At 69.3% G+C, this 13,831-nt stretch carries 11 protein-coding genes; 5 read left to right on the plus strand and 6 right to left on the minus strand.

Annotated features, from left to right (window positions below; all coding sequences use genetic code 11):
• Positions 1-235 precede the first annotated feature (235 nt).
• Positions 236-859, plus strand: a complete 624-nt coding sequence (locus AB0E94_RS44155; RefSeq protein ID WP_360339677.1) for a hypothetical protein — start codon at positions 236-238, stop codon at positions 857-859.
• Between the two features lie 21 nt (positions 860-880).
• Here AB0E94_RS44155 and AB0E94_RS44160 read toward each other — a convergent pair whose 3' ends face one another.
• The 3 genes from AB0E94_RS44160 to AB0E94_RS44170 form a co-directional block, all read right to left on the minus strand.
• Complete coding sequence (locus AB0E94_RS44160; RefSeq protein WP_360339680.1) at positions 881-2,038, minus strand: zinc-binding dehydrogenase; 1,158 nt, start codon at positions 2,036-2,038, stop codon at positions 881-883.
• On the minus strand, positions 2,035-3,501 hold the full coding sequence (locus tag AB0E94_RS44165; RefSeq protein WP_360339683.1) for an NAD(P)/FAD-dependent oxidoreductase: 1,467 nt from the start codon (positions 3,499-3,501) through the stop codon (positions 2,035-2,037). Before AB0E94_RS44165 ends, AB0E94_RS44160 begins: the two co-directional genes overlap by 4 nt.
• A 2,410-nt stretch (positions 3,502-5,911) precedes the next feature.
• Entirely contained in the window at positions 5,912-7,174 is a 1,263-nt protein-coding gene (locus AB0E94_RS44170) for an AraC family transcriptional regulator ligand-binding domain-containing protein (protein ID WP_360339686.1), read from the minus strand.
• A 91-nt stretch (positions 7,175-7,265) separates the two neighbouring features.
• On the opposite strand from AB0E94_RS44170, the gene AB0E94_RS44175 reads away from it, so the two are divergent.
• Together AB0E94_RS44175 and AB0E94_RS44180 are read left to right on the plus strand one after the other, a co-directional pair.
• The gene (locus tag AB0E94_RS44175) at positions 7,266-8,219 is read left to right on the plus strand and encodes a pyridoxal-phosphate dependent enzyme (protein ID WP_360339689.1); all 954 of its coding nucleotides are present in this window, start codon (positions 7,266-7,268) and stop codon (positions 8,217-8,219) included.
• 73 nt (positions 8,220-8,292) lie between these two features.
• On the plus strand, positions 8,293-9,525 hold the full coding sequence (locus AB0E94_RS44180) for an HDOD domain-containing protein (protein ID WP_360339692.1): 1,233 nt from the start codon (positions 8,293-8,295) through the stop codon (positions 9,523-9,525).
• Positions 9,526-9,528: 3 nt separating this feature from the next.
• Here the strand turns inward: AB0E94_RS44180 and AB0E94_RS44185 are convergent, their stop codons facing one another.
• Positions 9,529-10,137: a hypothetical protein gene (locus AB0E94_RS44185; RefSeq protein WP_360339695.1), complete on the minus strand. Its 609-nt coding sequence runs from the start codon at positions 10,135-10,137 to the stop codon at positions 9,529-9,531.
• Positions 10,138-10,225: 88 nt separating this feature from the next.
• Between AB0E94_RS44185 and AB0E94_RS44190 the strand changes: the two genes are divergently transcribed.
• A complete protein-coding gene (locus AB0E94_RS44190) occupies positions 10,226-11,191 on the plus strand; it encodes a YafY family protein (protein ID WP_360339698.1) in 966 nt (321 codons plus the stop codon).
• On the opposite strand, the gene AB0E94_RS44195 is transcribed toward AB0E94_RS44190, so the two are convergent.
• A complete protein-coding gene (locus AB0E94_RS44195) occupies positions 11,182-12,099 on the minus strand; it encodes an SDR family oxidoreductase (protein ID WP_360339701.1) in 918 nt (305 codons plus the stop codon). The two genes, AB0E94_RS44190 and AB0E94_RS44195, sit on opposite strands and share 10 nt — an antisense overlap.
• Before the next feature lie 95 nt (positions 12,100-12,194).
• Between AB0E94_RS44195 and AB0E94_RS44200 the strand changes: the two genes are divergently transcribed.
• On the plus strand, positions 12,195-13,028 hold the full coding sequence (locus AB0E94_RS44200) for an aldo/keto reductase (protein ID WP_360339704.1): 834 nt from the start codon (positions 12,195-12,197) through the stop codon (positions 13,026-13,028).
• Here AB0E94_RS44200 and AB0E94_RS44205 read toward each other — a convergent pair.
• On the minus strand, positions 12,982-13,773 hold the full coding sequence (locus AB0E94_RS44205) for a metallophosphoesterase family protein (RefSeq protein WP_360339707.1): 792 nt from the start codon (positions 13,771-13,773) through the stop codon (positions 12,982-12,984). The genes AB0E94_RS44200 and AB0E94_RS44205 overlap by 47 nt on opposite strands.
• Between the last annotated feature and the right edge of the window lie 58 nt (positions 13,774-13,831).

Raw genomic sequence — 13,831 nt, forward strand, 5'->3', positions numbered from 1 at the left:
TCAACGCCTTCGACCTCGCTTTCGAAGGACGCCTCACCGCAGGCCGCAACTGACCTTCACCAACATCGAGTTACACCGTTTTCTTGACAGTCCCCCCGCTGGGGTCGGGAAAAGGGGCTGCAAGATCGGCGCGAGGGTGAGGATTCGTGCAAGATCCCGAAATCCGCCGAGGGAAACAGGGGACCTCACGGCGGCATGATTACCATCGGGATTCGACGGCGCTCGTGACGGAGGTGTGCTCATTCCAGGACTGGTCCGGGTCGTTCCGACCGAGCGGTGGCGGCTCGCCCTGGAGTTCACGTCCGGGGAGGTGAGGCTCTTCGACTGTTCGGTGGCCCGGTTGCACCGGGAGCAGCCGGCGCTCGACTGGTCGGCGCTGGCGTCGCCGGAGCGGTTCAAGCATCTCCGGTTCGATGCGGGGCGGGTGTGGTGGCCCGGCGGCCACGTTCTGGAGGCCGACTACCTGTTCACCGCGTCGACTCCGCTGACCGGTCAGGAGCTGGAGAATCAACTGTTGCGGGTGGCGTTCCGGAATCAGGCGCCCACCCCGGAGCATCCGACCCATCACGTGTACTACGTGTGTGTGGTGCCGTTCGGGGCCCGGCCGTTCCTGATCGGCGAGTCGATCAACGGCGGGCACGGTGAGATGGGTGGGTCGGTGTCGCTGGGGCTGACCGGGCTGAAGGAGTGGCAGGGCTGGCAGGAGCATTTCGAGTTGTCCGGGTGCGGGTGGGCCGTACCGATGATCGGCTCTGATGAGCGGTCCGCCGTCGACGCCGTGGTGCGTGAGGTGTGCCGGCGCGCCGACACCGACGAGTCCGACACGGTGGGTTACGACTGGAAGAAGCAACAGCGATGAACCGGTCCGTGGCGCCGGCTGTCAGCTGGCCGCGCGGGACGGGTCGACCAGGATCTTCGCGTGGTGGTCGGCTTTGGCGAGCCGGTCGAAGGCTTCGGCCACCCCGTCCAGGCCGACGACGCCGGTGAGCAGTGGGCGCGGGTCGATGCGGCGGCGGGCGACCAGGTGCAGGGCCTCCCGGAACTCGGCCGGGTCGTAGCAGAACGAGAACCGCAGGTCGACCTCCTTGTTGCTGGCCATCGTGGGCCGGAACGTGTCGGGCTGCATGCAGACGCCGACGACCACGACCCGGGAACGGAACGGGGCGTGGGTGACGATGTCCTCGATGACGCCGGGCAGGCCGACGCATTCGAACACGGCGGCGCCACGCGGGCCGGCGCCGAGCCGCTGCGCGGTCCGCATCACCGTCCACCACGGCACGCCGCGGACTTTACGCAGGTCACGCAGCGCGGTGAGGCCAGCGCCGTAGAGGTCGGTGGCGGACGTGACCAGCCCGGTGTCGCCGTCGATCACCGACCACGGCGTCTGGACTGCGGGGTCGACGACGACGTCGGCGCCACATTTCCGGGCGAGGTCGCGACGGGCCTCGGTGAAGTCGCTGGCGACGACCCGTCGTACCCCCGCCGCTTTGAGCATCAGGATGACGGCGAGGCCGATCGGACCGCATCCGATGACCACCGCGGTGTCGTTTCGGGCGACGTCGCCGCGCCGGACCGCGTGGTGGGCCACCGCGAGGGGTTCGGTGAGGGCGGCGAGGCCGGGCTCGACGCCGGCGGGGACCGGCATGGTCGCGTCTTCGGAGACGAGGACATATTCGGCGTACGCGCCGGGCGCACGCTCGGACATGCCTGTCATGTGCACCTCGTCGCCGTGTTTGATCAGCGGCAACGAGACGACGAGTTGTCCGGGCCGCCAGCGGCGGAGGCAGCCGGGCCCGTACTCGTCGACGGTCCCGGCGAACTCGTGCCCCATCACGACATGGTGCGAACGGCGCATGAAATCGGGATAGCCGACTTCGGCGGCGACGTCGGCGCTGGCCTCGGCGTCGTGGCGCACGTGCAGGTCGGAGCCGCAGATCCCGGCACGGGACACCCGCAGCCGGATCTGCCCGGCGCCCGGCTGCGGCAACGGGACGTCGGTGACCTCGAGTTGTCCGTCGTGGACGACGACTGCTTTCACGCGTGGGCCTCCTTGCGGATACGGGTCCAGTGGAGTCCGTCGTCGAGGCCGGTGCGGTTGGTGGCCCAGACGTCGAGAAACACGTTCTGCCGGAACGCCCACGGATACTTCCGGCCGGCCCGGGGCATGATGTCGGCGGCGCGGGCCAGATAGCCGGACTGCATGTCCATGAACGGGCCGGTCGGGCCGATCCCGGCGGGCACCACCGGCACCACCGTGTCGGAGCCGGTGTCGAGGAGTTTGCGCAGCACCCGGGCGATCAGCCGGGCCGAGACGTCGGCCCGGACCGTCCACGACAGGTTGATGTAGCCGATGCACACCGCGAAGTTGGGCAGCCCACTGAGCAGCGCGCCGTGGTAGGTGCAGGATTTCGACACGTCGACCGGTTCGCCGTCGATGCTGAGAGTGACGCCGCCGAGCAGTTTGATCCGCAGGCCGGTCGCGGTCACGACGATGTCGGCCTCGACGACCTCACCGTCGGTGAGCCGGATGCCGCCCGGCACGAACCTGTCGATGTGCCCGGTCGCCACCGAGGCGTCCCCCGCGCGGATCGCCTGGTATAGGTCGCCGTCGGGGGCGATGCACATCCGCTGCTCCCACGGGTTGTAGGGCGGCCGGAAATGCTTGTCGACCAGGCCGGCGTCGCCGACCTCGGCGACGGCGCCTTTGCGCAGCAACGCGCGCATCCCGTTCGGGAATCTGCGGCACGCCTGGAAGAGCGCCCATTGGATGGCGGTGTTCTTGCCGCGGGCGATCCGGTGGGCGACACCCAACGGCAAAACCTTCTTGAGCGTACGGGCGATCGCGTCGACCCTCGGCTGCGCCAGCACGTAGCTCGGTGTGCGCTGAAGCATCGTCACGTGGGCGGCGTCGGCGGCCATCGCCGGAACCACGGTGACGGCGGTAGCCCCGGACCCGACGACCACCACCCGTTTACCGCGGTAGTCGAGGTCGGCAGGCCAGAACTGTGGGTGCACGATCGTTCCGGTGAAGTCGCCGATGCCTTCGAATCCCGGGTCGTGCGGATTGTCGTAGTCGTAGTAGCCGGTGCAGCCGATCAGGAAGCGGGCCACATAGGTGACCGGCACACCGTCGTGTTCAGCGGTCACGTGCCAGCGCGCGGTGGCGGTGTCCCAGTCCGCGCCGAGGACACGTGTCCCGTACACGATCTGCTTGTCGATGCCGGACTGCCGTGCCGTCTCCTCGACGTAGGCCAGCAGCTCGTCGCCGTCGACGATGGACCGCTCCCCCGTCCACGGCCGGAACGGGAAGGAGAGGGTGTAGATGTCGGAATCGGACCGAACACCCGGATAGCGGAACAGGTCCCACGTGCCACCGAGCCGCTCACGGGCCTCAACGATGGTGACGCTGAGTTCCGGGCAGCGCTCCCGGACGCGATAGGCGACATCGATGCCGGAGATCCCGGCGCCGACGATGAGCACGTCAACGTGCGTATCCGACATGGCGACCCCTCATGTTACGAGCGCGTTTCCCGAAATCCTGCACGCGAGGCCCCCCAGAAAACTTGACCCAGCCCGACAATCAGCCCGACTCACCACCCCCAGCCCGACAATCAGCCCCGGGTTACTGCCCCGATGATCAGCCCCGGATTACCGCCCCCAGGTCCGAACCGGCAACTCGCTCGCAGCCCGGAACCCGTCGATGCCTCACACGAAGGCCCGAGACCGCCAACCCCGACGAACTCCAGTCACTCTGCGCGATCGAAAGGTCAGCCGACGCCACCCGTTGATAAATTCAACTCCCCCCAATGAATCCGCGCACCAAATGCTGAATTATCCATCAGAGACGGTCCGAGAAAAACTCCAACTCTCGCCGAAGACTCACTTTAAGAACTTAGAATCCGACCTTACCTGAGCCACAGAAGAGCACCCAGAACGAACCTCAAACAACTCGGAATCGCCGACTGGAACCTTTACCACCATCCTACCTCTACCACCCATATTCATAAAAATCCCACCGCACGCCGACCAGGCGCAGAAAGTATCGGGTAGGGCGCGGGCACGGAAGATCTTGCCGATCGAAATACCACCTGTACCGACAACACAGTCCAAGCCGAGTTGTCGGCCGACGCAGAATGGCGGAGGCTGCCGGTCCCTGGCCCTGCCACCCCGAGCGGAAGCCGCCGACAGTGGGCCAGTAGATCCCTCTGGCCGACACAGCGATGCTGCGGTCAGACCTGCCGGTGGGGCCCGCGCCACAATCCCCAATCGGAACCACTCGGGCGACCCGAACCACAACGTCGCTCGTCGAACCCGGCGGTCCGGTGGCCCGGCGGTCCGGGTGTCCGGTGGCCCGGCGGTCCGGGTGCCCGGCGGTCCGGGTGTCCGGGTGTCCGGGTGTCCGGCGGTCCGGGTGTCCGGCGGTCCGGCGGTCCGGCGGTCGAGGCCACAGATCCGAAGGCCAGCGCTCCAACTGGCGATGTCCCGCGCTCGGGCGGCCTCGCGCGGCTCCGTGCGTCGTGGTTGCGGCCGGCGGCGGTGGTTGCTCGCCGCGGTCGGGTCGGGGCGGTGGTGGCGGGACATCCCCCTCCAACCCCCCTGGCCGAAGCCACAAGCCCCGCAGTCCACGGCCCAACACCCCTGACCGAGACCGCGCTACCGCCGGAAAGCGTCGCAACGCCCCTGAACCAGGCCAGGACTTCGATGGTCGACGACGGCGTTCCAGCGGCCGGCACCGCAACGCGGCTGGTTGGGATGAGCGAGCCGGGACCGGTGGTGCGGCAGGAGGCCACGCGGGAATTGGTGGCAGGACAGTCGAAAGCGAGGCCGCAGACGGGCCCGAGGCACACCCGCCACTGGGACCAGCAGGTATCGGGCCGGCTCCCGCCGCCGGACCAGGCCAGCTCCGGCTGTTGTCGGCAACAGGCTGAGGAACTCCGGCTTCAGACCTGCTGACTGGAGGAAGAGGTAGACGACCCTCGTCGGCCGCAGGGAGAGGCGAGACCGCGTTCACCGCAGGAGGAGCGCTACAGTTCCCGACCTCCGGCTCAGGAGAAGACCAGCAGGCCCCGGCACCCAAATCGCGTGAAAGGTCGCTGCTCCCGGCACTCGAATCGCGAGCAAGACCGCTACGCCCGACACCCGAATCGCGAGCAAGACTGACGCTCCCGGCATCGAGCACGAGCGAAGGACGGCCGCTCCTGGCATCTGGCGCGAGTGAAGTTTCGCGGCGCTCGATGGTGGGTGGCCGAGGTGCTTGGCTCTCGATGGCAGACGGCGAAGGTACCTGGCAACTCTCGACCGAAGACGGCGGAGGTACCTGGCGCCCCTCGACCGAAGACAGCGAAGGTGCCTGGCGCCCCTCGACCGAAGACAGCGCAGGTACCTGACGACCCTCGACCGAAGACAGCGCAGGTACCTGGCAACCCTCGACCGAAGACAGCGCAGGCGCCTGGCAACCCCCGAGCGAAGACAGCGCAGGCGCCTGGCAACCCTCGACGGCAGGTGCTGGAGGTGCCTGGCGGTTCTCGGTGGTGACCGGTGAAGGGCTCGACGGGCGTAAGCGACGTAGCTTTTCTGCGTGACGGCGTTGTAAACCCCACGCGCGGCGTCGTTCGTGTTCGCGACGGAAGTCTTCGCGTTCTGGAGAATAGTTTCGAGACCGGGTTCGATCGCGCATCGACGCTATTTCCGACCTGCTGAACAACGACCCCTGCCTCATGCATGAATTCTCCCCCACCCCGCAAGACCAATGTCAGTATTCGATCATGCCAACCTGCACTTCGAGCACCGCCGCATCAGTTCTTAACAGGAATTCGCTGCGGCTCGATAACAATTGCTAATCTGAATTGAGATCAGCCTCACAATGCGGCGCCTAACTCCAATGAGAGTCACCGTGAGTAGTATTGAGGGGTTAGGAAAATGCCTGTTGTCCCTGGCGGGTGGCTCGGACCCGGCGAGGGGGGACGCCCCACCAGCGGTGGCAGGCTCGGCTGAAGGTTGCCTGTTCGGCGAAACCCAGGCGGGAGGATACGTCGCCGAACGGCATCGTCGTCTCGGTCAGGTACTGGCGGGCCCGGTCTCGGCGGATGTTGTCGACGATGTGCGCGAAGGTGGTGCCCTGGGCGGCGAGACGTCGCTGAAGGGTGCGCGGGTGCAGGGACAGCGCCCGGGCCACGGCCTCCATCGGCACCGCCCCGAACACCAGCATTCCGTCGATCACCGTGCGGATCTGGCCGGTCATGTCGTCGACGTCCGGCAGGAGGGTCCGGAGGTAGGCCTCGGCGCGGATCCGGAGATCCTCGTGAGCGCCGGAGATCGGCCGGGCCAGAAGCGCCTCCGGCACCCGTAGCAGCGATTCGGGCTCGCCGAAACGGACCGGAGCACGATAGAAACGCTCGTAACAACCGGCGCCGGCAACCGACGAGGGGTCCGGATCGTGGACCGGAGTCCGGTCCGAAGCGCGGCCCGAGGAGCAGACCGGGGAGCCTTCCGAAGAGCGGACTGGAGATCGGTCCGAGGAGCGATCCGGAGAACGATCCGAAGATCGGCCCGAGAAGCGATCCGAGAAGCGATCCGAAGAACGATCTGGAGACGGATATTCGGCCGGATAGTAGGACAGCCGTACGTCGAGTAACCCATAGCCGTAAGAACCGGCACCAGCGGCGTCGTCGGCACGAAGAGCCGCGTCAGGGGCATCGGGAGCGGCGAAGAGCAGGCACAACGCCCGGTGCAGGAAGCCGATCCCGGCGTCCGTCGCCTGTACCGGCGGCGGCCCCGGCGGATGGCCCCGGTAGCGGAGAGCGATCGCGCCCGGCACGCCGTCCGGGTCGGGGATCTGGTCGACGTGCAGGGCGTCGCTGTGGACGGTCAGGTAGCGCTGGGTCGTGGCGAGGGCGTCGGCGCCGGTCCGGCAGTTGGCCAGCATCACCGCCAGCGGGCCCAGCGTGTCCAGGCCGTGCCGGGCGGCCATCCGCAGGCCCAGATCAGGGCAGTTCAGCCCGGCCGCGGCCGATTGCAGGAGGGTCGACAGGCGGGACTGTTCGATCGGCAGGTCGTCGTGGTCGAGGACGGCCGGGTCCAGGCCGGCCGCGCGCACGAACGGGAGCGGGTCCGCGCCGAGTTCGCGGACCACCTCGGCGAAACCGCGGATGCCGGCCGCTCGTACCGTCGCCATCGTCGCAGTCTCGGCAGCCGGACGCGGGCCGTCAACACCGGGGGCCGAAATGTACGGTGCAACCGCCCACCGAGCCCCTTACGATCAGGGCATGACGGTGACTTTGCAGGATGTCCGGGACGCAGCCGATCGTATCGAGGGAGTCGCGCACCGTACCCCGGTGATCCGCTCCCGGACCCTCGACGGCCTGGTCGGGGCAAGGGTTTTCCTGAAGGCGGAGAACCTGCAACGTGGTGGCGCGTTCAAGTTCCGGGGCGCCTACAACGCGGTCTCCCGTCTCTCCCCGGAGCAGCTGGCCCGTGGGATCGTGGCGTTCTCGTCGGGCAACCACGCGCAGGCCGCCGCGCTCGCCGCCCGGGAACTGGGCAGTTCCGCGGTGATCGTGATGCCCACCGACAGTCCGGCTGCGAAACTCGACGCGGTCGCCGGGCACGGCGCGGAGATCGTCACCTACGACCGTTACACCGAGGACCGGGAGGCCATCGCCGGCAAGCTCGGCGAGGAGCGTGGGCTGGCGTTGATTCCGCCGTACGATCACGCGGACATCGTGGCCGGCCAGGGCACCGCCACGCTGGAGCTGCTGGCCGAGACCGGTGAGCTGGACGCGATCGTCGTGCCGATCAGTGGCGGCGGGCTGATCGCCGGAAGTGCGATCGCCGCGAAGGGCCTGTTCCCGGGCATCCGGGTGATCGGGGTGGAGCCCGACGCGGCCGACGACACCAGGCAGTCGCTGGCCGCCGGGCATCCGGTGCGCATCGATCAGCCGCGTACGATCGCCGACGGTCTCGCCAATCCGAGGCCCGGTGATCTCACGTTCGCGATCAACCGGGACCTGGTCGACGGGATCGTGGTCGTCAGCGACGACGAGATGCGTGACGCGATGCGGTTCGCCGTCGACCGGCTCAAGCTGGTGCTGGAGCCGAGCGGCGCGGTGGGGCTGGCCGCGCTGCTCACCGGCCGGATCAGCCCGGTCCCGGCCCGGGTCGGCGTGATCCTGTCCGGCGGCAACGTGGGCGCGGCCCGCCTGGCGGAGCTGCTGGCCTGATCAGGACAGCACCGACCTATTGGCCTGATCGAAAAAACGCCGGGTGACCGGGCCGATCAGGCAAGCTGGCATCATGAACGACGTCCGGGCACCGCAGGCCAAGCCTGCGGACGTCACGCAACTGGTCCATGTCGCGCGGCAGCCGATCTTCGATGCTCGCGGCGCCGTGGTGGGGTACGAACTGCTGTTCCGGGGCAGTCTGGACGAGGTCGAGGCCTCCCAGCGGGACATCTCGGCGACCAGTCAGGTGATCGTTGCCGCGTTCACCGAGTTCGGCCTGCCCGAGGTGGTCCGCGACCGGCTCTGCTTCATCAACATGACCCGGGAGTTCCTGGTCGGCGACCTGACCCTGCCGATCGGCCCGGATCAGGTGGTGCTGGAGGTGCTGGAGTCGATCACCATCGACGACGAGGTGCTGGCCGGGGTGACCGCACTGGCCGAAGCCGGCTACCGGATCGCGCTCGACGACTTCGTGTGGGGGCTGGGACACGACCGGCTGTTCAGCATCGCCTCGTTCGTGAAGCTGGACCTGCTGGACGGCGACCTGAGCCGGCTGGAGGAGACGATCGAGGTGTGCCGCCGGTACCCGCAGATCCAGCTCGTCGCCGAACGCCTGGAGACCGACGCGCACGTGGCGATGGCCGACCGATACGGATGCGAACTGCGGCAGGGGTACGCGCTGAGCCGCCCCCATGTGCTGACCACGCACACGCTGTCGGCGTCGAAACTGCGCCGCCTGGAGCTGCTGGCCCTGCTGCACGCCGCCGACACCGACATGGACAAGGTCAGCCAGCTGATCTGCACCGACCCGGCCTTGGCGATGCGGGTGCTACGGGCCAGCAACAGCGCCGCGGCCGGGCTTCCGCAGCGGCTGAACTCGGTGCCGCAGGCGGTGGTGCTGCTGGGCATCGCGAAGATCCGGCAGTGGGCGGCGCTGATGATCGCCAGCGAGGTGACCGGCGCGTCCGAGGAGCAGCTGACCGAGGCCCTGGTGCGGGCCCGGTTCTGCCACCGTCTGGCGCCGGAGTTCAAGGTGCTGCCGGACACCGCCTTCCTGCTCGGGCTGCTGACCGGGGTCGCCGACCTGACCGGCATGCCGCGGGAGGACCTGGCCACCCAGATGCCGCTGGCCGACGACCTGGCCGGGGCGCTGCGCGGCGACGGCAGCCCGCTGCAACGGGTGCTGGAGGCGGTCGAGGCGTACGAGAACGGCGACATCCCGCAGGTCAACTCGGTCGCTCTCGGCTCGGCCTACCTGGACATGCTGCGCTGGTCCAACAAGCTGGTCGCGGACGTCGCCGACTGAGGTTCAGAAGTCGTCGTCGGGCAGATCCTGGAACAGCGGCGGCTCCTCCTCGTCGGTGCGGAGGATGGTCACCGGCGGCGGCTCCCAGACGGTCACCGCCAGGACGAGATCGCCGTTCCCGGTCCGGGTCACGGTGATCCCGGCGTTGCGGCCATCGCTGGTACGGCCACACGCCTCCACCCCGGCCGAGGCGAGTTCGGGGGTGATGGTGAAGCCGTATTCGCTGGCCGCCAGGCACGAGTAGTAGCCGGCCGACTTGTCGGCGAGCTCCCCGCCGCCGGTCTCCTCGATCGAGCCCTGGCCGGTGACGACGAGATCGCAGCGTTCGGCGCAGGTGGCGGCGCCCCAGTCGGCGGCGCGGGAGTCGAGGTCGATCCGGGCGCCGGGCGCGAGCTGCAGCTGTTCGGGTCCGCGGCGGACGGCGGGCGCGGCCTGGAATCCGGTCAGGGTGATGGCGGGCGCGACGACGGCCTGGACGACGGCCGTGGTGCCGGCGATCCCGGCGAGGGTGACGTTCCAGTGGCCGCGGACCGGACTGAACATCCCGGCGACAACCGCGACCACACCGACAACAGCTCCGAAAAGGGCACGGAAGTTGAAAAGTGGGAACATCCCCTCACTTTCGAGCCTGGTACAACGACCCGCAAAACAAAAAGTGGCGCAATTCCCCTGAGGCGTGAGGCTCACCGACAATCGGGGCATGCGTGCGGCCCGGCTGATCAACATGGTTCTGCTTCTCCAGTCACGGGGCCTGCTCACCGCGGCCGAACTGGCGGCCGAGTTGGAGGTGTCCGAGCGGACCGTCTACCGGGACGCGCTGGCGTTGTCCGAGGCCGGGGTGCCGGTCTACGCCGAGCAGGGCCGGGCCGGCGGGTACCGGCTGGTCGGCGGCTACCGGACCCGGCTGACCGGGTTGAGCCGCAGTGAGGCGGAGGCGCTGTTCCTGGCCGGGCTGCCCGGTCCGGCCCGGGACATGGGCCTGGACGAGCCGGTCCAGTCGGTACGCCGTAAGGTGCTGGCCGCCCTGCCGGAGGGGCTGCGGGAGGCGTCGCAGCGGGCCGGGCAGCGGTTCCACCTGGACGCGCCGGGCTGGTTCGACGCGGCCGACCCGCCGGAGCATCTGGCCGGGCTGGCGCGGGCGGTGTGGCAGGACCGGGTGCTGATGATCGGCTACCGGCGGCGTGACGAGGAGGTGTCGCGTCAGGTCGAGCCGTACGGTCTGGTGCTCAAGAACGGGGTCTGGTATCTGGCCGGGCGGGTGGGTGACGATCTGCGCACCTACCGGGTGGACCGGATCACGCACGTCGAGCCGACGGGCGCGGAGTTCACCCGGGACCCGGAGTTCGACCTGCCGGAGTTCTGGGCGGGGCGGGCGGCCGAGTTCTTGCGGCAGATGCTGCGCGAGACGATCACCGTCCGGCTGAGCCCGGACGGGCTGCGGATGCTGCGGTTCGTCGCCGAGCCGCCGGCGGTGCACGAGGCCCACGAGGCAGCCGGCGAGCCTGGTCCGGACGGGTGGGTGCGGACCAGGCTTCCGGTCGAGTCGATCGAGGTCGGTTACTCGTACATGCTGAGGCTCGGCCCGGAGGTCGAAGTGCTGGAGCCGCCCGGCCTGCGGCGACGGCTCGCCGAGGCCGCGCGGCGTTTGGGTGATCTCTACCGGTAACCGGTCACGTCGGCGGGTTTCCCGGCGTCCTGGACCTCGACGACATATCGCCAGGCGTCCGGCCGGGTGCCGTCGGTGTCGGTGACGTCGTAGGCCTCGGCCAGGTCGAAGCTGGTCACCGACCGGCCGTTCCAGCGGGCCCGGTCCGGGTCGGCGGCCAGGGCGGCGATGCCCCGGCCGATCAGCACCGGCGACTCGGAGATCACGAAGTGCGGCTCCTTGGCGCACGCATCACGCCAGTCGGCCTCGGTGACGCCGTAGACGTCCAGCATCATCTCCGAGCGGATCCAGCCGGGCGTGACGTTGACACTGGTGGCGTCGTGGTCGGCGAGTTCGTGCGCCCAGACGAACCCGAGCCGGTTGACAGTCGATTTGGCCAGGTCGTAGAAGACCGACAGGCGGTAGTTGGCGGTGTTGTAGCCGGTGGTGCCGTCGCCGACCTCGATGACCAGGCCACCCGGGTTACGGATCAGCAGCGGCAGCGCGTAGTGGCTGGTGATGATGTGGGTGTCGATGGCCAGGCGCAGCAGGCGCAGGCCGGGTTCGAGGGGCTGCTCCCAGACCGGCTTGTTCCAGGTGGTCAGCGGGTCGCCGCCGAAGATGTCGTTGACCAGCACGTCGAGGCGGCCCTGCTCGTCGTCGATCTTGCGGACCAGGGCGGCGACCTGCTCGTGGTCGAGGTGGTCGACGGCGACCGCGATGCCGACGCCGCCGGCTTCGGTGATCAGGTCGGCGGTGTCCTCGATGGTCTCCGGCCGGCCGTATTCGGAGCGGGCTGCGCGGGTGCTGCGGCCGGTCGCGTAAACGGTGGCGCCGGCTGCGCCGAGCTGGACCGCGATCTGCCGTCCGGCGCCGCGGGTCGCTCCGGCCACGAGCGCGATCTTCCCGGTGAGAGGTTTGGTCTTCATAGCGACGACGCTTTCGCGAAAACCTGACAGGGGACGTCTGGTTTCCGAAGCGGTTTCCCCTGGAGCAGCCCGAGGGCCGGGTAGCGTGACGTCCGATGACATCGACGAATCTCCCGGTCCGGCGGATCGGGTTCGGCGCCATGCACCTGCCCGCCACGCCGGGCGACGCCCGCGACAACGCGAAGGCGGTGGCCCGGCGGGCGGTCGAGCTCGGCGCTCCCCTGATCGACACCGCGCATCTGTACGGCGCCGGCGCCAACGAGGAACTGCTGGCCGAGACGTTGTACCCGTACCCGGACGGGCTGCTGATCACCACCAAGATCGGGGTGGCCCGGACCGGCCCCGGCGGCGAATGGCGTCTCGACGGGCGGCCCGCGATCCTGCGCGACCAGGTCGACCAGGCGCTGCGCCGGCTCCGGCTGGACCGGATCGAGCTGCTCCAGCTGCACCGGATCGACCCGGAGACCCCGCTCGCCGACCAGCTCGGCACGCTGCGCGACCTGCGGGACCAGGGCAAGGTCAACCTGATCGGGCTGTCCGAGGTGACCGTGGACCAGCTCGATCAGGCCCGCGACATCGTCGAGATCGCCAGCGTGCAGAACCGGTACAACGCGCTCGACCGGGAACACGAGCCGGTGCTGGACGCCTGCGAGCGGGCCGGCATCGCGTTCCTGCCGTGGCGGCCGGTCGCGGCCGGCGCCACCGGGACCCACCCGGAGTTCGCCCGGGTGGCCGCCGAGACCGGCGCGACCGCCACCCAGGTCGCGCTGGCCTGGCTGCTGCGCCGGTCGCCGGTGATGCTGCCGATCCCGGGCACCGCCCACCTCGGGCACCTGGCGGAGAACCTGGCCGCCGAGCGGATCCGGCTCAGCGACGCCCAGTTCAATGCGCTCGACGGTGATATCGGGGCGCGCCCGGATCCTGCATAGCGCCCCGGTAGACGCCGCGGCGCACCTCGGAGATGTAGCCGTCGAGCTCGGGCATGCCCATCCGGGTCGCGGCGGCGATCTCCGCCTCGGCGTCGTAGGGCACCCGGACGAACTGCACCGAGAACGGCCCCGGGGCTTCGGAGCCGAGCCGCCCTTCGAGGATCACGTAGACCGGGCTGGGGTCGTTCATCGAGTTGCCGACACTGCCGGTGTTGAACAGGGTCAGCCCGTCGCCGGCCACCTCGTAGAACGGGTCGTGGGTGTCGCCGTACCCGACGACCGTCGGCGCCGGGCCGTCACCGGTGGCCGGGGTGTTGGCGAACATCCCGTGGAACTCCTCCTCGTCGTGGTCGAACCGGACCCGCCGGTGCACGCTGGTCGCCGAGGCGTGGAACAGCCGCACCCGGCGGCCGCTGAGCAGGAAGTCGTGGCTGAACGGCAGCGCCCGCAGCCAGTCGCCCTGCCCCGGGCCGAGCTGGGCCAGCCACCACGCCAGGCCCTCGCTGTCGAAGGTGCGGGCCGGATCGGGCAGGAAGTCGTCCCAGTTGCCGAGGATGTTGACCGCGCACCGCTCCCGGCAGATGTCGATCACCTCGCGGCCGCGCGGGCCTTTGCCGACGTAGTCGCCGAGGTTGTAGATCAGCTCGATGCCGCGGGAGCCGATGTCGGCCAGGACCGCTTCCAGGGCGGTGAGGTTGCCGTGTACGTCGGAGATCAGCGCGATGCGGTCCGGAGTGTTCGCCACGGCTCAACTCTGCCGGATCAATGCCGATGGGAAGACGGGCCATCTGTGCGGGGAGGGG

The sequence above is a fragment of the Actinoplanes sp. NPDC026670 genome (assembly GCF_040638175.1).
Lineage (GTDB): Bacteria > Actinomycetota > Actinomycetes > Mycobacteriales > Micromonosporaceae > Actinoplanes.

Excerpts from the sequence above, each read along its gene's own strand:
- AB0E94_RS44165 (WP_360339683.1), bottom strand. The coding sequence starts at position 3,501 with ATGTCGGATACGCACGTTGACGTGCTCATCGTCGGCGCCGGGATCTCC.
- AB0E94_RS44170 (WP_360339686.1), bottom strand. The coding sequence starts at position 7,174 with ATGGCGACGGTACGAGCGGCCGGCATCCGCGGTTTCGCCGAGGTGGTC.
- AB0E94_RS44175 (WP_360339689.1), top strand. The coding sequence starts at position 7,266 with ATGACGGTGACTTTGCAGGATGTCCGGGACGCAGCCGATCGTATCGAG.
- AB0E94_RS44180 (WP_360339692.1), top strand. The coding sequence starts at position 8,293 with ATGAACGACGTCCGGGCACCGCAGGCCAAGCCTGCGGACGTCACGCAA.
- AB0E94_RS44185 (WP_360339695.1), bottom strand. The coding sequence starts at position 10,137 with ATGTTCCCACTTTTCAACTTCCGTGCCCTTTTCGGAGCTGTTGTCGGT.
- AB0E94_RS44190 (WP_360339698.1), top strand. The coding sequence starts at position 10,226 with ATGCGTGCGGCCCGGCTGATCAACATGGTTCTGCTTCTCCAGTCACGG.
- AB0E94_RS44195 (WP_360339701.1), bottom strand. The coding sequence starts at position 12,099 with ATGAAGACCAAACCTCTCACCGGGAAGATCGCGCTCGTGGCCGGAGCG.
- AB0E94_RS44200 (WP_360339704.1), top strand. The coding sequence starts at position 12,195 with ATGACATCGACGAATCTCCCGGTCCGGCGGATCGGGTTCGGCGCCATG.